We start from the raw sequence: 17510 nt of genomic DNA, 5'->3' as shown, positions 1-17510 counted from the left end.
ATGGGCGATCCGCTCCGCGCGCCGAAAACGCTGCGCGGATCGCCCATTGCACCACCGGCGCACCCGCGCCAATCTGACCGCCGGGCTCCGGCTTCGGGTGGATGAAGAATGGGGGTCACAGCACACGGGCCTGCGTCCCATCGAATGGAGGGCCACGGCTTTTCAGACTTACCAGGACCCCGCATCGCGGAAGCAGTACAGCTGGCTCTATGTCCTGAATGCGAAGGCGACGAATGCCCGGGGCAACGGGGTCGTCCGGACCCTCGACATCAGCGATCTCCCGACACCGGTGCTGAATGCCATCCACCGCATGTCCGAGCGTTGCCTGCAATGGCAGGAGGAGGGGCGCTTCGACAACGTGAAGTCCCAGGTATCCCAGTTGCTCTATACCGTGGGCGAGGACATCTTCCCGCGGCGCAAGAGGCACTTCAGCCTTTATAGCTGCAGGCACCAGTTCGTGGCGAACATGAAATCGGTCCTCTCGCCGGCCGAGGTCTCCGCCTTGTCTGGCCACGTCGTCACGAAGACCGCTCGCCAGTCGTACGGGAGATCGCAATCCGCCTGGGCGCTCGAAGACATCGGTCCGCATGCCCGGCCGATCCCCGACGAGGTTGCGACAGTGCAGCAATCCGCGGACTTCTACGAGGACCGCATCGAGAAGCTGAAACTCGCGGGCGTCCTGCATGGAAACACGAACTCGGACTTCCCGAGCTGACACAAAAAGCGGCACCACAACTCTCTCATTTCAGGTTTTCCTGAAGTGAGAACTCTGAAAAACATCCCGTCAGTGCCGCGTTGTGCGGCACCCTTCACAAGTCCGACTAGAGGCCGCCTCCCCAGGCGGCCTCCTTTTCACGAGCCTCGGCTATGCCGCCTCCTTCAAATTCTCGTCGTCGTGAGAGCCCATGCCCGGAGACGGAGGGTGAGAGAGCCGTCCGGTAAGAACGGGAGCCCCTCTTTCAAACGCATCTCGAGAGCCTCCCTGTGCTCTGGTGGAAGGCTTGCGCAGTAACCGGGAGCGGGGCCAGTACCCATTGTAAATGGCCCCCAGAAGTCCTGAAAATCAGTGAACCTTGATACCGTCTCCAGCGCGGCTATCCGGGGTGGAGGCATGCCCGCCAGCTTGACCAGTTCCCCGAGAGCGACCGGGTTGCAGAACGGGAAGCGTTTGCTTTCCGGGAGGTCCGCGGCCGAGGAGTCCAGCGCTACTGCTGCCTCCCAGAACCGCCGCATGAATTCCACACCCCCGCCAGGGTAGTCCCACACGTAGAAGGCAACGGTTCCGCCAGGACGGACGAGACGCGCGAGGCCTTCCAACGCCTGGGCCGGCTCAGGCACGAAGTTCAGGACCAGGCCACTGACGGCGTAGTCGAAGGTCTCGGGTTCGAACATGCCGAGATCACCGGCCCCAGAAACTCTGAAATCCACGATCTCTTGCGGCATTCTCTTCCGGGCCGCTTCAATGAACCCGGCGGACGGGTCTGCGGCCACCACGGCCGAGGGATGCCAATCCTGGACGATGAACTGGGTCAAGGCGCCCGTTCCACAGCCAAGTTCAAACCAACGCGCGTTCAGCTCGGGCTTCAGGAAGCCGAGGAACATGGGAGCGATCTGCGCACTCCACCGGCCCATGTAACCGTCGTAGTTGTCACCCGACTGCCAGGCATCGTGTCGGGCCTGCAATGTTGTCATCCAAGCCTCCATGAATGCCCTGACTCAGGGTATAGGGAAATTCATGATCTGATCGCCGGTTAGCGACAAGATCTTAGCCCAGGGTTCATTCGCACGGTTTCGTGACGCCCACGCGGCAGCGATGCATCCTATGATCGGGTTGTCTCACATGCCCAGGGAGGTCAGCATGCCCGACACGATCAGGCGCCTTCTCGTCAAAAGGTACCTCGAGCTTGTGGCAGCGGAGCGCCTTCTCATGGACGCCAATCACCGCGCGGCCGGCATGTTTCCAGGCGGGGACACCCATCTTGTCATGCACATCGGAAATTCAGGCTCACGAATCCGGCAGCTCTACGAACGCCGCGAGAAGGCCCTCCAAAAGCTCCACCAAGTGCGATCCCTGATGAAGTCTTCGGAGCGGCGAACACCTCAAACGGTCTACCGGCTGACCTACATGCCCGCATGACGGAAGCGTGATCCTGCCTCATATGTGCGGGCGCATTGCGCGTTTTCAGAATGTTGCACACCACCTTTAATGTACCGGGGCAGCTACATTGGGGTGAAGCCTTCAAACGTTCACGAAAGCCTCGTTGACCGTCAGCTTAATAGCTGCAAGGCAGGCGCTGTCCGCATGTCGGCACTTATGCCCCAGCCCCTCGGGCATGCGGTCGCTCAGTGCTTAATTCCGAGATTTTGCGCTGTCCCTCCACGTATTACCGCAGAGGTCGCATGCAGCGTACACCAGATCACAGGAATCAGACCCTTTCCAAGCAGCTATCCAGCTGCGCTCAGGAACCGATCCACATTCCCGGTTCGATCCAGCCGCATGGGATGCTGCTGATCGGCAAATGCCCAACCCGGGAAGTTATCGCCGTTGCCGGCGACGTCGAGGGCCGGCTCACAGATGATTGGGCCCGACAGGACATTACCACACTGCTGTCCATCCCGGCGAGCGGTCCCTTTTCAGAACTTGGGCTGAAGCCTCGGGTTCTGGGACCCGTAGAGGGGCGCACGGAAATGTTCCTCGCACGCGGTCACCTCACCGGAAACCTGATCATTGTCGAACTCGAGCCGCAGGTTGGGCCCGCCGCAGAAGCGCACGATGTCCTCGATCTCCTGGATGGCGCGCAAACGAACTTCGGTAAGGCCGCCAGTGTGCGCGGGCTTTGTGAGAGAGCAGCCCCTGAGTTCCAGCATCTGACCGGGTACAACCGGGTGATGGTCTACCGTTTCCTCGACGACGGTTCGGGCGAAGTTGTTGCGGAGGCTAAGGCTCCCGGAATGGCGTCGTACATGAACCACCGCTTCCCGGCTTCGGACATTCCGCGCCAGGCGCGGGAACTTTATGTGCGCAACCCAATCCGTGTGATACCCGATGCGACGTATGAACCGGCCCCGATCCGAGCGCTCGGCGACCTCGGTGATATCGACCTCTCGGAAGCCGCTCTTCGTAGCGTCTCGCCGGTTCACCTGCAGTACCTCGAGAACATGGGGGTCGCAGCGTCCGCGTCTGTATCGATTATTCGGAACGGGAAGCTCTGGGGGCTGATTGCCTGCCACCACAATACACCCCGCCAGATACCCATCGGGGCGAGGCTCGCGTGCCAGGCCTTGGCGTCCAGCTTGGCGCGCCAGATCGGGTCTCTCGACGAGATGGAACTCACTCGAGAGCGGCTGATCCAGCGCAGCGTTCAGGATGCCATCTCGTCGGCGTCGCAAAGCAGTTTGGAAATGCGGTCCCTTCTCGACGACATGTCCGGCACACTTCGCCGCACGCTCAGGGCCGACGGATTTGCCGCCATTTGGGGGGACGAAGTCTTCACCTCGGGGATCCCCATTCCGCGGGAGGCTCTGGACGCGACCCTCGCGTGGGCACGGGAATTTGCGCCCCTGAAGGTCGCCCATACGATGGAGGCCGCTGTCGCCGCTCCAGCATTGGCGCCCTACAAAAAAGACATCAGCGGCATTCTTTATAGCCGGGTGGAGAAGGATGAGCCGCTTCATGTGATTTGGTTTCGCTCCGAGCAGCTGCAGACCGTGGAATGGGCCGGAAACCCACACAAAGGTGTGTCTGGCAAATCCGAGGCGCTGACGCCGCGCAGGTCATTCGATGCGTGGAGCGAGACCGTCAGAGGCCGCAGTTCCCCTTGGACGCCCGGGCAAGTCGAGGCCGCGGGCAGGATCGCCAGCGCGCTCGGGAATGCGTGCACTGTCATCACGACCCGCAAACTGAATCGCGAACTGCTGAGCGCGCTGGCGCGGAATGAACGCCTACTCGAAGAACGCGAGGGAGTGATGCAAGAGGCCCATCATCGGATCCAGAATTCTCTGTCGCTTGTGTCCGGGTTCCTGCGCATGCAAGCGAGGACCTCCCATGACACCGGCGCTGTGGATGTGCTTCGCGACGCGGAACGCCGGGTCAACGCCATCGGGCTCATCCACCGCAGGCTTCACCAGCCTCAGAGCGCGGAACGAGTATGCCTTGCAAAGTACCTCGATGACTTGGTTGACGAGATGATGAAGACCGTCGACCCCGCATGGACCGCATTCCTGGAACTTGATCTCGAACCCGTTCAGGTAACCACACACGTGGCCGTCAGCATGGGGCTGATCGTCAACGAATTACTCACCAACATCGAAAAGTACGCCTATGGCGGCGCCCCGGGCCCGATCCACTTGCAGCTCAGAACGGACGGGGGCGAGGCTGTATGCTCGGTCGCTGACCAGGGCCGGGGCAAGGTTGCGGACATGGTCCAGGGAACAGGCTTCGGGAGCACGATCATCAGTTCAATGCTTCAACGTATGGGTGGACGTCTCGTGGAAACCGACAACAAGCCCGGCCTGAGAAGCGAGATACGGGTCACCGTCTGAAACCTCTACCGGCGGGATCGAGCGTTGACGTGGTCCGCGTGAAGGCGAACCACGTTGCCGTTCTCCAGAAAGGGCGCGGCCCCCATTCGGGCCAACCATTGCTCACCTACAACGATGGCGAGCTCAGCGGTCCGGAAGGTCTGGGTCCATGGACACTCCCTCTCGGTGGGGGTGAGGATGCTCAATCGCCACCGGGGTTGCCCGGCATCGCGGCGGGCCACGATCAGAAAACGATGCCCTTCGAAGACCACAGAGATGGTCTTCACAGCGTAGGAAGGGGAAACCACGTCACTCTCCAGAAGGTCACAATGCCGCTGAGATGGGTTGCCCGTGATGCCGTTCAAGTACTTCAGGTGCGTTGAACTCGCGAGCGTCGTTGTGTGGCAGACACTACTCGAAACCTTTGCTCGATCCCTTGTCCGACTTGACGAGCATGTCCTTCACGGCGGAAATGATCGCCTCTGTTGTGTAGGGTTTCGCGAGCAGCAAAATATCCCTGTACGCCTCGGGTAGTCCATCGCGCCCATAGCCGCTGGCAAAAACAAACGGCACCCCTTTGACCGAGAGCGCGCGCGCAATCTCTTCCACGTTTCGGCCACCCAGGGTGGCATCGAGCAAAGCCGCATCGATGGCTTCTTCGTCAATCAGCCGGAGCGCTTCGTCGTGCTTTGAAGCGGGACCGACGACCACCCACCCCCGCTCTCTCAGCGCCTCCGCGAGGTCCATCGCGATCAGGGCGTCGTCTTCAACTACAAGTATGCGGTTGCAAATATCGAGGAGGCCGCCTGGGTGGTCTGTGGGTTTCCTGGCCACATCTCGTAGCTTAGCGGATATCGTGGAATCTTCCTTCGGTAGCGGCAGCCAGATTCGGCACCGCAAACCTTCATCGGCGTATGTCACTGACGCCTCTCCGCCCAGGCTTTGCAGGCCTTTTTCAATCAGAATGGAGCCAAATCCTTTCCGCTCAGGCGGGCTTATTGCGCTGCCCCCGGTTTCGAGCCACTCTAAGACGAGGGTATCTACGGGATGGCGGCTAACGTGCCACTCGATGCGCAGGCGGCCGTCGCGACGGGACAGCGCGCCGTACTTGCGAGCATTCGTAGCCAACTCATGGAGAAGCAGGGCAACCTGCACTGCCGCCCGCCCATCGAGGGTGATTACCGGGCCCGAGATCTGTATCCGACTGTCAGCGTCGCTACCTAAGCTGACTTGCTCCGAGATGATGTCTTTGAGGCCGGCTTCGACCATCTTCCCCCGGACGAGGAGGTCGTGCGCACTTGCGAGTGCGCTAAGCCTGCCGCTGAAGCTTGTGACAAACTCCTTTGTCCCGCGCGCAGTTCGAAGGGTTTGCCGGGCTACGGCCTGGATGGTCGCCAGCATGTTCTTGACCCGGTGGTTCAGTTCGTTGAACAGAAGCCGCTGCAGTTCCTCATGAGCTTTCCGTTCGGAGATATCGCGGGCGATCTTCGATGCACCGATCACTTTGCCATCCGGGGAAACGATGGGCGAGATCGTCAGCGATACGTCGATCCTCCTCCCGGCCTTGGTCAAGCGTTCCGTGTCAAAGTGTTCGATCCGTTCGCCCCGGGAGATCTTCGCTAGTATCTCGTCCTCCTGATCCTGCAGCTCGGAAGGGATCAGTTTTCGGACTGATTGGCCTACCATTTCTGCCTCCGTGTAGCCGAAGACTTTCTGCGCTCCTCGGTTCCAGGATGTGATGACCCCGTTCAGATTCTTGCTGATGATTGCGTCATCGCTCGACTCTACGATGGCAGCGAGCCAGGCAAGTTTCTCGGCGGCCTCTTTCTGACAAGTGACATCTCGCGCGATCTTGGAAGCACCAACGATTTTTCCGTGCCGATCACGTACCGGCGATACCGTCACCGACAAATCGACCAGACTGCCATCCTTCCGCAGGCGTACGGTATCGAACGGAGGTACCCGCCGACCGGCGCGAATGTTCTGAATGATGTCCTTCTCCTCATGTTCAAGGTATTCAGGAATCAATTTCAGGATCGGCTGCCCGATCATTTCCTCCGGGTTGTAGCCGAAAATCCGGGTGGCCGCCGAATTCCAGGAGGTGATTACACCATCGAGCGTCTTGCTGATGATCGCATCATCGGTTGATGCGGCAATGGCCGACAGACGCGCCGCGTCAAGCTCAAGGTTTCGGTCGTCACTGATGTCGACGATGAGGTTCACCGTACCACCATTCGAACCGCCGTCCGCAGGTACAAATGCAGAGCGCCACAAAACTTGCTTCACGGTACCGTCAGCTCTCTCGATGAGGCACATCTCGCCTGTCACCGATATGCGCGTTGCGAGGACCGTCTCATGCGGCATTTCAGAACTGCCCGCCTCAAAGCGACGTAGCTTCCAAAACTCCGCTCGAAGATACCTGCCGACAGGGGGCTTCTCGCCGAGCAGTTCACCCGCTGCGTCGTTGCAGAAGGCGACACGGCCAGTTTCGTCGGTGACCACGGCGCCAAAGGGCAGCACTGCCAGCTCGGCGAAGCGCGGCCAATCTGTCATTTGGAAGCCATCAATGTTGTCGACTGACATATGCCGCCACCTGCTCGGTTGCCCCAAGTACGGCTTACCGAAATTTCCAGCAGGATCCAGTGTTCCGGACAAGCGGACTGTGTCAGCCTCGGATGAATGGCACCACGTTGTCCTCGAACATGAAGCGCGCGCCGCCGCCGTTCTCCAGTTCCTGGATCGCGGCCGCCCTGGCGAGGCCGTCATCCAGGAACGGATCATCCCAAGACCAGGTATTTCCGAACTGATCGACGATTTCCAAGGACCAGTCCCGGCAGCCCTCAAACCGGAAAATCTGGATCCTGAAGCGAAATCCATCTCGGATGACAGTCATACTCTTCGGCGAAACTTCATAAGATGGGGCGAGATCCTGCATGGCCGGTACTCCTGCCGAGCAAAGCCGACGTCGAGGTCCTGCTTAACCTGGCACTCTCCAAAAGGTTGCATCAAAACGACCCGTTCGAAATTTGACGTGCACAGTCACATTATGCCTCAGGCGTTAGCTCGAAGGCAAAAACGGTACTTTTGGGTTCACAGTCCCCCCACCCTGTGAACCCGAAAGTACCGTTCTTGCACGAATGCAATTGTAACATTACCCATTCGCAAACAGTTCATCTTCCGCCTATGAATCCCGCCAAGGTTGTGCTTTCGAGCCAGGTTGGATGCTGCGCAGGTCAAAGCGAATTGTTACAGGTCCGTGATCGGAAACTTGATGCCTCAGGCATAAGATTTCGCAAAAAACGGTACTTTCGGGTTCACAGCCCCCCCACCCTGTGAACCCGAAAGTACCGTTTTTTTACAAACCTCACGAAAAACTGTAACATTTGACACCTCTTCTGAAGAAATTGCTTGCACTGGAGAATCAGGGCGTTGAAATGCCCTCATGTTCGAGTTCACAGATTTCCTTTCGCGCCTTGGATTGCCTCCCGAGAATACGCGTCTTCTTCGGCACCATCCCAGGGGCCTGGAAGCCTGGCGCAGAGGAAAGAGGGCTGCATTCGGGAGTTTCGCAAGCTTCCAGAAGAAAGGGAACTGCCCGTACAACGGATCGGGCTACGCGGCACACTTCCTTCCCTGGGCACCGCTCGAAGATGGCACTCCTACGGGCCTCTTTGCCGGGATCACACGAGTTCTCGACCGGTGGGACTGGGATGGAGGACGGCTGCCGAGGATGCAGGACTCTGAGGTCATCGCCTACGAGACCGGGAAGGACAGCGTGGTGGCCTACGATCTCGAATGGATCGAGGAGGCTTCGCCCTATGCAGAGAGGGTTCTGATCCGCTGGGGCGCCGGCACCAGGGCCTGGTCGCAATGGGCGTCGCGAAATTCGAAGGAGATCCTCGAGTTCCGCATGCAAGCTCAGGAGCCACCCTTCCCCGGGTTTTCGTCGTTCTCGGCGCGCATCAGCGAGATGCCGGCCTTCCCCCAGTCCTGGGTCGGCGCTTTGTCCGGGGTCCGAGGCATCTACCTCCTGGTGGCGGACAACGGGGAGCAATACGTGGGCTCTGCGACGGGTGTGGACGGCATGATCGGGCGGTGGCGCAGCTACCTCGCCAATGGGCATGGCAACAATGTGCTGCTCAAGGCGTCAGGGCACAAGGACTACACGGTGTCGATCCTCGAGATCGCGTCACCGGACATGGCCCAGCGCGACATCCTGGACCGAGAAGACTACTGGAAGGCCAAGCTGAGGTCCCGGGCCCATGGCCTGAACGGGAACTGATGTGCCCCGGGCCCGCGGCGGGCCCGGGAGGTAGACTTACGCCGGCATCCCTTCCCGCAGGGTGGAGACACTCTCGAGCAGCAGCTCGGGGTCTTCGCCGTCAGGGCAAACGCGCTGGGCAACCTCGAAGTCGCTGAGACCTGCGCCGACCAGGCTCCGGGCCGTTCGCATCTGCTCGTCGTTAAGAATGGGCATGTCGTCCTCCTCTTGCTTTTGTTGGTCCGCGCTGACCCAGGGAAGCTCCTCGACTTCCCGGCCCCTCACGGACAGCCGGACGCTCATACCAGAGAAGCCTGACTTTGCATAGAGTTTGGGCGCCTGGCAGTTCGTCAGAGGGCGAGCTGCCCCCGGGTAATAGCCAAAGCGAGCGTCTGGTCACGGGTCTCCGCGCGCATCTTCCGACATGCTTCCTGGATGATGGCCCATACCGCGAGCTCCCGGAGAACCATCTTCTCAGCGATCTCGTCCTCCCTCATGCCGTTGGCCAGGTAGCTCAGTACGGCGCGCTCCCGGCCGTCGAGATGCGACCAGTCCGATCCGAAGGCGTAGCCCTGGTGGGGCTCGGCACCCGGAGGCTGCAGTGCACACGACATCATCGCCGAGATCGAGGCGAAGGCGCGCGCTGTGCCCGGCCCGAACAGGCCGCGGGGGTCATCGAGGCAGCTCAGCGTTACGCCCTTCCCGATGCCCCCTTCAAACCAGCTGTGGGCGACGAAATAGTTCGCGTCGTAATGCGGCAGCGCGTCATGGAGGGCACGAATGCGCGGCACATCGATGTTCACCTTCGCCTCGTAGGAGACATCGTAGACCGAGGGAGGGGCCCCGCTCATCGCGGCCTGGAGAAGGGGGTCGATCTCATGGAAGCGCTGTACGGCGTAGTCGGCCAGCCAAAGGGGATCCATAGAGCTTCGCATCCAGGCGATCTGGGAATTGTCACGCAGGAAGGCGCCGGCATTCACGCCATTCGCGCCGATCTTCCCGGCCACAGCGTTGACCGCCAGCCAAGCCTGCTCGGGTCCATTGGCCTGGGCGAGCCGGTCGGCCGCGTCGATCAGGAGGTTTGCGTATCTGGTCGTCATCGTCGGCCGCATCCGAGGGAGTCGCCGGAGAATGCTGTGCCGCAGCGTCAATGTCCATGCTGGACGTGATTAGCGCCATCTGGACGGCGCCCCCGTACTACAGACGAGGGCGCCGGGCGGTCAGGCCGCCTTGTTCAGGTTGCTTTCGGCGAGCTTGCTCAGTTTCTCGTCGGTGGCCTTCTCTTCCTTCAGCGTCTGCTTGAAGAGCTTGGCGCACTCCTTGTGCCCCATCTCCTCGGCCCAGGCGATCAGGGTGCCGTACCGCGCGATCTCGTAGTGCTCGACCGCCTGGGCGGCCGCGGCGAGGGCTGCGTCGAGGACCTTCTGGTCGGCGATCTCGCCCGAGATCTCGTCAGCTTCCTTGATGATGCCGTCGATGGCCGGGCATTTCTCGGCCTTGGGCTTCTCATCCAGCGACTTGAAGGCATCCTCGAGACGTTTGATTTGGGTCTTCGTCTCTTCGAGATGGTCCTCGAAACCCTTACGAAGGGGGCCTTCTGAGGCCTTCTTGATCATCTTCGGCAGCGACTTCTCGATCTGCTTCTCGGCGTAGTAGATGTCCTGCAGTGTGTGCAGGAAGAGATCGTGGAGACTTTCGATGTCTTTCGACAAGAGCGCCATGTGAGCTTCCTCCAATACAAGCAGCGACCGCTCGCTGCTTCGTGCCGGGAAACTCTGAAAATGCGATGGCGTTCCCACGCCTCTCGCGGGCATCGGCTACTTCCCGCCCAAGGAAGGCGCTCCATGCGGCGTACCGCCGGTAAGCGACCTTCACCTGGGCTCGGAAGCTACTCAGACGTACATCTGGTCGGCGAACACGTGGCGCACGATGTCTTCGCGACGAATGCCGCGGGCCTCGAGCTCGGCGTCCGAAAGCGAGGACAGGAACTCGACGCGGCGGTAGCGGGAGTTGGACTCGGCGACCAGGACGAAGAAGCTCCCGATCCGGGACAGAAGCGCGCGGAACGGGTTGCCTCGGGCGGGTGCCTGGGATTCAAAATCGACTGCGGACATAGTGGCTCTCCTTGTCAGGCTTTCTTTGCCTGTGTTCACGAAGAGAACTAGTTGCTGCGCTGCGGCATGAGAACCGCCATTGCATCATCGCCGCGTCCCGCTGGCTGCATGCCTCTGAAATCCCTCGGCATGAAGCGCCGAGTAAGCGATCAGGCGGCAAGCATTCCATGGTCGTGGTGTTCGACGTCTGTGCCTGGCGCCGGGGTCGAGAGCACGCCGATCTTGGTGGCCACCTCGAGGCGTGCGCGCCGGCGGGCGGCCTGCAGCTTCCGACGGGAGCGCTCGACCAGGGCCAGTGAGACGCCGGACAGGAACAGAGGGATGACCATCTCCGCCAATCCGCCGTTGAGCCCTGCCAGAGCGCTCCAGACGCAAGCGACTAGGACCGTCAGGCACGCCGCGATCTGGACCCATCCGATCATGATGCTTCCCTCCGACGGTGTAGGCTCCCAGCCGGCCGAGACCTTGGCGGGCCGCCAGCGCAGTGGACCGGAAAGGTGGCAGTTCGAGCCTGCCCGCAATCTCAGCACGCTCCAGCACGTCTTGCCGCGGGCCTCGCCCTCGTAAACCAGGACGTCGACGATTTCAGACTTTTTGAGGATTTTCAGGTCGCCAGCATCCAGGTCACAGAACGCGCGCTTGCGGCCGCTGTAGGGCACGATGTCGAGTTCGCACGAACCTGCGACGCCGCCGAGTACGGTTGCGTCGTCGCCTGATACGGCGTCACCGATGATTTCGACATCCTGATGCATGTCGCCCTGCCACGTCTTCTTCCGAGAATCTTCAAGGGGACGGGTAGGACAAGACTAGTTAACGCGGAGTATAAAAATCAGGCGATCTGCTTCGATGTGTGCGAGTGTCACTCACAAGCAACGAGACGTCGGCCATTTGAACGGGGGCGGATACGGATGGTTGTCTGCCGGAGTATACTGATTACCTGCGGGGCAGATCGGGCCGCCCTCCTCCTCCCGAGCGACCCGATCCACGTGAGATGGCGCCCTCCTCCCTTGGCGTCACCTCGATGAGCCGGTCCGTTGGGCTCCCGTTCAGCGGGCCGGCTTTCTCGCCGCACGAAAGTGCACAACCGGCTACATGTAAAGGGAATTCCTCTCTGCACTGCAGCGACAGAGGTTAGCTGATCAGGCGCTACGAAGTACCCTTGCCCACCGCACCTTCGGCTCCGTGGGAGTGGGATTGCTTCTCCCTCGACTTGGGCGTGACCACCCACCTCCGCGGCTGCGGTCTTCTTCCGCCCATCCCGAGGCGCGGAGACTGGCCCCGCTTTCCGAGGACAGCGTGTAGGTGATGATCTTGCTGTATCCCCGGCGCCGGGCTTCGCGGGCCGCCCATCCGTAGAGCATGGAGGAGGCGTTGAAGCGATGCGCGCTGGGCATCGAGCGATCCAGGCAGAGACGGTTCACCTCCAGAACCTGGGTGGCATCGATCATCCGGGCCACGGGACGCCCCACCATCGCCACCCCGATGAGAGACGGCCCGTTCCAGCAGCCGAGGCCGAACTTCCACCCTGCAGGCGGCCGGCAATGCGCATGATGACGGCGGACGAACTCCTTCGCGACCGCGAACCTGACCGGCCGGACGGAAAGTCTGAAATCGAGCAGCAGGGACGGTGTCTCGGAGGATACCCCACGGATCGCGCAACCCAGAAGGACATCGGCACCCATCTGCCGGAGGATTTCGGCCGCGTCTTTCGGATCGCCCGCGAACTCGTGGCCCCATGCCTCGTGGAGCTCGGCGAAGGAAGCCTGCCCGCACCACGGGCAGACGTCCACCTCGGCGCTGGCGGCATCGAAGGCCATTTTCAGAGTTTTGCCTCAATCTCGGAGACGTGGACCAGGAACGGTGGCAGGTGCTTTGGATGCACGTTCCGCGGGTCGGGCCGCCAACTTTCACCGGCATCCTGTTTCGGGAAATGCCCGTGCCAGGCGCCGGTCCGGCACTCCGAACACTGGGCCTCCTCCCGCGCCTTTGCCAACCAGTACCATCCGGTGGCGGTGTTCTCGACGGCGTTGCATTTGGTGCACGCGAAAAGCGGCATGATGGGTCTCCTACATTCTGAAAATTCGTTTCCCGGGCGCGATCAGCGACGACGGGGAACCCCTCAGCCGCGCGGCGCCTTGAGCCACCGGGAGGGCATCGTCATGAATACAAAACGGTCGACTGCATACGGGGTGGTTCTGGGCATTGGGCTCGGAGGCTTCTTCGATGGCATCCTGCTGCACCAGATATTGCAGTGGCACCACTTGCTGAGCTTGGTCCCCGGCATCGACGATCTCCGCACCCAGATCCTCTGGGACGGCTACTTCCACCTGCTCATGTACGTCCTCGCGGGAGCCGGGTTCTGGGGCCTGTGGATGGCTCATCGTCGGGGCGAACCGCTGGGCCAGCGCGCATTGACCGGCTCTCTGATGGCCGGCTTCGGCCTCTGGCACATCCTCGACAGCATTCTCTCGCATTGGGTACTGGGCATTCACCGCATCAAGGTCGACAGCGCCAACCCGCTTCTGTGGGACCTCGGCTGGTTCGCGGTATTCGGCCTCCTCCCCCTCGCCGTGGGGTGGACCTTCCTGAAAGGTGGTGGCGGCCCTGGCAACGGTGCCGGCCCCCGCGGCCGTCCTGTAGCGCTCGGATTGATGTCCGCCATGTCTTTGGGCGCCGGAACTTGGGCCTTGCAGCCACCTTCTGACCAGCCCCTCACCGCGGTGGTTTTCCGGAGCGACCTCGAGGCGGAAGCCATCAGCGCCAGGCTCGAGGACCTGGGCGCCGAGCTCGTCTGGGCAGACCCATCCATGGGGGTGGTGGTTGTCGATCTTCCTCATTCCAGTCGATGGGACCTCTACCGCCACGGGGCGTTGCTGGTGAGCGGAACGGGCGTGCCGGCCGGGTGCTTCTCCTGGAGCGCAGCCTGAGGGTTGCTCATCAGTGCAGTGTCGTGGGGTGAACCAGAGCGTTCCGAGCGATCCCTCTGGCGACGAGCAGCCGCATGGCATTCGCGGCAGCGGCATCCTGGACATCCAGGTTCACCGGGCAGAGATCCTGAATTCGCTGCAGTGCTCCCTCGAGCCGCGCGAGACGGGCATCCAGTGCGGCCAGGTCTGGGTCACTGGCATAGAGAGCAGGCGACTTTTCAGGCTTCGGCATAGGTCTCGAGCTCCTTGGCCGGAAGGTCGTCTGCGAGCGTGTCCGGGAGCGGGACCTTCCCAGGCTTGAGGCTGGCGAGGTACTTCGCGCGGTCCGCAGCGGCGCAGGAGGAGTTGCGGTAGGCGGTCAGCACGAAGAGGCATTCCTGGACGGCTTTGCGCATGTCGGCGTCCTCCCCGATCATCGAGGGTCTCACAGACCCGGCGGGGTCTACGGATCGGCCCGGAAGAATGAGGTTGCACAGCCACTGGACCGGCGCGCCGATCCTGCCGGGGCAGTCAGAGCGCGGGTACTTCACCCGCTCCAGCGTCACCGTTCCGAACTTCGCGAGCAGGTTCAGCAGGCTTTCGGCATCATGCGCTTCGGGCTTGCCGCATCCGCCTGCCAAGAGGCCACTGTCCACAACTCCCATGAGATCACCTTTCCTTGTGGGCAAGGTAACCGAACAAGGAAAGGGAGGCAACAAAGAACTGGCACCCTGCAGGCAGGATGGCCTATTTCAGACCCGCCGCCCGAGCAAGAAAGACAAGTGCCAGCTTTTCGAGCGACGTGAGTGGCGCCGCCATACCTCGCTCGCTGCCGGAGATGACAGCCTCTCATGTGCCGGGTTTGCTTCCTTGGAACTGGCAACCCTCGCAGCGCAGCAAAGCCGCCTGACCGCGTCCCACGCCGGATGCTTACGGGTGCTCGGCCGTCTCGCTCGCATTCAGGCCGGACCGATGGACTAAAGTTTGACATGTCCATATCTGGACCATACATTCGGATCAAGACAAACTCTGTGCATGCCATGCAAGCCGCAACCCGACAGCCGCTCTTCCAGACGCAATACACGGGCCCCGGGCGCGCGCGCTTGAGCGGGCCCGGATTACGCGCATTCCGCAATGTCGCCGATACTTGGCAGCTGACTGAGGTGCAGCGCATTGCAGTTCTGGGCCATCCCGGGCGTTCCACCTATCACGGCTGGATGCAGAAGGCTCGAGATGGCGCGTCGCTGACCCTTCCGCACGACACCCTGCTGCGCGTCTCCGCGGTTCTCGGGATCCACAAGGCATTGCGCATCTTGTTCAGCAATCGCGCGCAGGCGGTCGAATGGCTCACCAGCTCGCACCGCGGCACGGTCTTCGGCGGGGCCTGCCCGCTCGAGTTCATCACCGAGGGCGCGTTGGACGGCATGATGACCGTGCGGCGTTACCTCGACGGATGGCGGGGTGGCCACGTGGGCCACGGTGCTTCGGAGGGCAGCTTCGCCCCTGTCACGGAAGAGGACCTGGTTTTCCTGTGAGCGTCGACCTCTCGGCCGAGCCGCGCTGCCGCGCCCCAGCCGAAACCATCCGTCTGTTCCCGTCCCGGTTTCCGCCGATCAACGCCTTCGAAGACGTCGCCAGCGCCGAGGATCTCGAAGCGGTGATGGAACTGGAGGGCTGGACCAACAATTGCCTTGCCGGACCACGGCTCGACCCGCCTGGCACCAGGCGCCGTGACATCGTCTCCAATGTCGAGCGGTCTGTTCTCATCTCCACGCTCAAAGATCGAAGTAGGTGATGTGGAAGGTTTGCGTGAACTGCGCTCCCACCGGGCCGAGTGCTTCCCAGCCCGTCTTCTGGGCAGCAGCGCGCACTTCTTTGGCACTGAACTCGTGGACCTCGCTGCCGAGCTTCGAGGCGAGTGCATTCAGATCGTCGAGCAGGCTGGCGGAGATTTGGCTGTTCCCGCTCGCCCAGAAGAAGGCGCAATGCGTGTGCTTCTCGGCGAGGCCAGGGTTCAGCATCTTGGCATAGTTGCGCCCCTGATACCCCGTGGACGTCTTGTGGAAGTTCGGCATCTCGATCTCCTTCGTGTCAACATACCGTACCCTGCCGTCTGTCCATGCGCAATGGCACCTATTCCTTATTTTTCCTCCATGTCCTCCTGCAGACGGACGCGGTGGCCCTGCCGCATGCAGGCGGCGCGGAGCTTGGCTTCACGCTTGTTCTGGGGTGGCTTCGGATCGACCTCCCAGAGACCGTTGGCGCTGGGCGCGATGATGAGGTCCCAGGTCTTCCCGATGCCGAGGTCTGCGCGCACGAGGATTTCCTGGGCGTTGGGGTGCGGCCTTCGGACCGCGTATCCACGCCCTCTCAGGAAGCTTATCCATTCGCGGGTCTCGCGTTCCGCTTCCCCGAAGATCCGGATGGCCTCGTCCCGCCGACGGGCCCGGTCTTTCCGGGCCCATGGATCGATCTCGAAGTCCGCGGGAAGCGGCCGTACGGTCTCGATCCTGAAAACGCGGTCCTCCCGGATCGTCCACGGATGGAAATCATGGCCGATGATCGCGCGTGATTGGATGTATGTCCGCTTCCGGCGGGCCAGGCGCACCGTATCGGCCAGGTCGTCGAACTGCCGGCGCAGCTGCCCCTTTCGCCCGTGGATGACGTGATCATCGGTTTCCCGCGCGATCATCAGGGCCAGGTGGTCCAGCTGCTCCTCGAGTTCGGCCGCACAACCGGGCTGGTTCGAGAAGACCACCTCGCCGCGAGCCTCGATGCGTTTGCGCTCCTTGGCCTCCGAGGAGGTTTCCAGGACCTCGATCTCGCATGAGCCGTCTGCTGGCAGCTCGATGACCCGCGGCATCCCCGAGCTGGTGCGGTGAGACGTCGAGGCGATGAAGTACATGCCCGCAACACAGGCGACGGTCCCGACCGTGTGCTCGACCTCGCCCACCTCCTCCACCTCGACAGGGGGCAAGAACCTGGCTTCCACCAAGTCCCCGTGGCCAATTTCAGGAAGTCTTCCGGCCTTCATAATTCTCCCCTTTCAGACGGTGCCGGTCCTCGGCTTGGACGCACTTTCACTGGCTGCCGGCGGTCTGGTTGCGAACTGAAAATCCTTCACCGGAAAGGACACCCCACAGTAGTCATCGGATGACACCAAGTTCAACAGCCAATCCACGCCTAAAGGATTGACCATTCGCTTTCCTTGTGTCGCTGTATAACAAGTAAAGGATACACGATGCGAAAGCTGTTCTCCGACATTCGCCGCGGGGCGGGACGTCTCCCGGACATGGGCGAGCACCCTGGCACGAGCTTTGCTGTCTGCCTGATCCTTCTCACGGGATTGGCAGGCTTTGCGAAAGGCAACTCGGCGGCACTCGTGGGACTGGCAGCAGGGTTTGCAGTCTATGGCCCCTTGTGGGCGCATGGCTGCGTCGAGCGGGCAAGAACGCAGGATCGCATCCTCAAGAAACGGAGAATGAATTCATGACTGTGACAGGCGAAGAGATCGCTTGCTTTGCGGCTGATGAAGCCAAGGCCCTGCGCGCCGAGGTGGCTGAATGCACGCGATGCGGAGAGGACGGCTGGTGCGCGCCCCTCGGGCCGAAAGCCGATGGCAGCTTCGTCACCTCGCGGCCCTGCCCGAACGGATGCGCCGGCCGGATCGCGGATGCCGTGCGCTTCGAGACGGGGAAGTGGTGACCC

General features: G+C 61.7%; 23 protein-coding genes. 9 read left to right on the top strand and 14 right to left on the bottom strand.

Going from position 1 to position 17510, the window contains the following annotated elements; genetic code table 11:
- A partial coding sequence (locus ACXYMW_RS13190; RefSeq protein ID WP_459035789.1) for a hypothetical protein occupies positions 1 to 715 on the top strand: 715 nt, incomplete at its 5' end.
- A gap of 164 nt (positions 716 to 879) precedes the next feature.
- Here the strand turns inward: ACXYMW_RS13190 and ACXYMW_RS13185 are convergent.
- Positions 880 to 1692, bottom strand: coding sequence for a class I SAM-dependent methyltransferase (locus tag ACXYMW_RS13185; protein WP_459035788.1), 813 nt, complete (start codon positions 1690 to 1692; stop codon positions 880 to 882).
- Between the two features lie 166 nt (positions 1693 to 1858).
- On the opposite strand from ACXYMW_RS13185, the gene ACXYMW_RS13180 reads away from it, so the two are divergent.
- Both ACXYMW_RS13180 and ACXYMW_RS13175 read left to right on the top strand, forming a co-directional pair.
- Complete coding sequence (locus ACXYMW_RS13180; RefSeq protein WP_459035787.1) at positions 1859 to 2137, top strand: hypothetical protein; 279 nt, start codon at positions 1859 to 1861, stop codon at positions 2135 to 2137.
- A 263-nt stretch (positions 2138 to 2400) separates the two neighbouring features.
- The gene (locus ACXYMW_RS13175) at positions 2401 to 4542 is read left to right on the top strand and encodes a histidine kinase dimerization/phosphoacceptor domain -containing protein (RefSeq protein WP_459035786.1); all 2142 of its coding nucleotides are present in this window, start codon (positions 2401 to 2403) and stop codon (positions 4540 to 4542) included.
- Positions 4543 to 4932: 390 nt separating this feature from the next.
- Here ACXYMW_RS13175 and ACXYMW_RS13170 read toward each other — a convergent pair whose 3' ends face one another.
- Both ACXYMW_RS13170 and ACXYMW_RS13165 read right to left on the bottom strand, forming a co-directional pair.
- Positions 4933 to 7104: a PAS domain S-box protein gene (locus ACXYMW_RS13170; RefSeq protein WP_459035785.1), complete on the bottom strand. Its 2172-nt coding sequence runs from the start codon at positions 7102 to 7104 to the stop codon at positions 4933 to 4935.
- 82 nt (positions 7105 to 7186) lie between these two features.
- Complete coding sequence (locus tag ACXYMW_RS13165; RefSeq protein ID WP_459035784.1) at positions 7187 to 7456, bottom strand: hypothetical protein; 270 nt, start codon at positions 7454 to 7456, stop codon at positions 7187 to 7189.
- 507 nt (positions 7457 to 7963) lie between these two features.
- Here ACXYMW_RS13165 and ACXYMW_RS13160 point away from each other — a divergent pair.
- Positions 7964 to 8803: a GIY-YIG nuclease family protein gene (locus ACXYMW_RS13160; protein WP_459035783.1), complete on the top strand. Its 840-nt coding sequence runs from the start codon at positions 7964 to 7966 to the stop codon at positions 8801 to 8803.
- Positions 8804 to 8839: 36 nt separating this feature from the next.
- Here ACXYMW_RS13160 and ACXYMW_RS13155 read toward each other — a convergent pair whose 3' ends face one another.
- The 7 genes from ACXYMW_RS13155 to ACXYMW_RS13125 all read right to left on the bottom strand — a co-directional run bounded on the left by ACXYMW_RS13155 (position 8840) and on the right by ACXYMW_RS13125 (position 12952).
- Positions 8840 to 8998, bottom strand: coding sequence for a hypothetical protein (locus ACXYMW_RS13155; protein WP_459035782.1), 159 nt, complete (start codon positions 8996 to 8998; stop codon positions 8840 to 8842).
- Between the two features lie 134 nt (positions 8999 to 9132).
- A complete protein-coding gene (locus ACXYMW_RS13150) occupies positions 9133 to 9882 on the bottom strand; it encodes a helix-turn-helix transcriptional regulator (protein WP_459035781.1) in 750 nt (249 codons plus the stop codon).
- Positions 9883 to 10002: 120 nt separating this feature from the next.
- Positions 10003 to 10503 (bottom strand): YciE/YciF ferroxidase family protein, encoded by a 501-nt coding sequence (locus ACXYMW_RS13145; RefSeq protein ID WP_459035792.1) that lies wholly within the window; start codon positions 10501 to 10503, stop codon positions 10003 to 10005.
- A gap of 171 nt (positions 10504 to 10674) precedes the next feature.
- Positions 10675 to 10896: a DUF1127 domain-containing protein gene (locus tag ACXYMW_RS13140; RefSeq protein WP_459035780.1), complete on the bottom strand. Its 222-nt coding sequence runs from the start codon at positions 10894 to 10896 to the stop codon at positions 10675 to 10677.
- A gap of 149 nt (positions 10897 to 11045) precedes the next feature.
- Positions 11046 to 11648: a hypothetical protein gene (locus ACXYMW_RS13135; protein ID WP_459035779.1), complete on the bottom strand. Its 603-nt coding sequence runs from the start codon at positions 11646 to 11648 to the stop codon at positions 11046 to 11048.
- 387 nt (positions 11649 to 12035) lie between these two features.
- Positions 12036 to 12713, bottom strand: coding sequence for an XF1762 family protein (locus ACXYMW_RS13130; protein ID WP_459035778.1), 678 nt, complete (start codon positions 12711 to 12713; stop codon positions 12036 to 12038).
- Between the two features lie 2 nt (positions 12714 to 12715).
- Complete coding sequence (locus ACXYMW_RS13125) at positions 12716 to 12952, bottom strand: hypothetical protein (protein ID WP_459035777.1); 237 nt, start codon at positions 12950 to 12952, stop codon at positions 12716 to 12718.
- Positions 12953 to 13031: 79 nt separating this feature from the next.
- Here ACXYMW_RS13125 and ACXYMW_RS13120 point away from each other — a divergent pair, with 79 nt between their 5' ends.
- Positions 13032 to 13823, top strand: coding sequence for a DUF2243 domain-containing protein (locus tag ACXYMW_RS13120; protein ID WP_459035776.1), 792 nt, complete (start codon positions 13032 to 13034; stop codon positions 13821 to 13823).
- A gap of 10 nt (positions 13824 to 13833) precedes the next feature.
- Here the strand turns inward: ACXYMW_RS13120 and ACXYMW_RS13115 are convergent, their stop codons facing one another.
- Both ACXYMW_RS13115 and ACXYMW_RS13110 read right to left on the bottom strand, forming a co-directional pair.
- Complete coding sequence (locus ACXYMW_RS13115; RefSeq protein WP_459035775.1) at positions 13834 to 14055, bottom strand: hypothetical protein; 222 nt, start codon at positions 14053 to 14055, stop codon at positions 13834 to 13836.
- Complete coding sequence (locus tag ACXYMW_RS13110; protein WP_459035774.1) at positions 14042 to 14467, bottom strand: hypothetical protein; 426 nt, start codon at positions 14465 to 14467, stop codon at positions 14042 to 14044. The genes ACXYMW_RS13115 and ACXYMW_RS13110 overlap by 14 nt, the downstream gene beginning before the upstream one ends.
- A 375-nt stretch (positions 14468 to 14842) precedes the next feature.
- On the opposite strand from ACXYMW_RS13110, the gene ACXYMW_RS13105 reads away from it, so the two are divergent.
- On the top strand, positions 14843 to 15337 hold the full coding sequence (locus ACXYMW_RS13105) for an MbcA/ParS/Xre antitoxin family protein (RefSeq protein ID WP_459035773.1): 495 nt from the start codon (positions 14843 to 14845) through the stop codon (positions 15335 to 15337).
- Entirely contained in the window at positions 15334 to 15597 is a 264-nt protein-coding gene (locus tag ACXYMW_RS13100) for a hypothetical protein (protein ID WP_459035772.1), read from the top strand. The genes ACXYMW_RS13105 and ACXYMW_RS13100 overlap by 4 nt, the downstream gene beginning before the upstream one ends.
- Here the strand turns inward: ACXYMW_RS13100 and ACXYMW_RS13095 are convergent.
- Entirely contained in the window at positions 15578 to 15877 is a 300-nt protein-coding gene (locus ACXYMW_RS13095) for a hypothetical protein (protein ID WP_459035771.1), read from the bottom strand. The two genes, ACXYMW_RS13100 and ACXYMW_RS13095, sit on opposite strands and share 20 nt — an antisense overlap.
- A 65-nt stretch (positions 15878 to 15942) precedes the next feature.
- The gene (locus tag ACXYMW_RS13090) at positions 15943 to 16836 is read right to left on the bottom strand and encodes a hypothetical protein (protein WP_459035770.1); all 894 of its coding nucleotides are present in this window, start codon (positions 16834 to 16836) and stop codon (positions 15943 to 15945) included.
- 207 nt (positions 16837 to 17043) lie between these two features.
- Between ACXYMW_RS13090 and ACXYMW_RS13085 the strand changes: the two genes are divergently transcribed.
- Entirely contained in the window at positions 17044 to 17295 is a 252-nt protein-coding gene (locus tag ACXYMW_RS13085) for a hypothetical protein (protein ID WP_459035769.1), read from the top strand.
- Entirely contained in the window at positions 17292 to 17507 is a 216-nt protein-coding gene (locus tag ACXYMW_RS13080) for a hypothetical protein (RefSeq protein ID WP_459035768.1), read from the top strand. Before ACXYMW_RS13085 ends, ACXYMW_RS13080 begins: the two co-directional genes overlap by 4 nt.
- Positions 17508 to 17510 lie beyond the last annotated feature (3 nt).

It is taken from the genome of Roseivivax sp. CAU 1761 (assembly GCF_054482755.1).
Note: the sequence above shows the minus strand (reverse complement) of the source record. Positions and strands in the feature narration are given on the sequence as shown.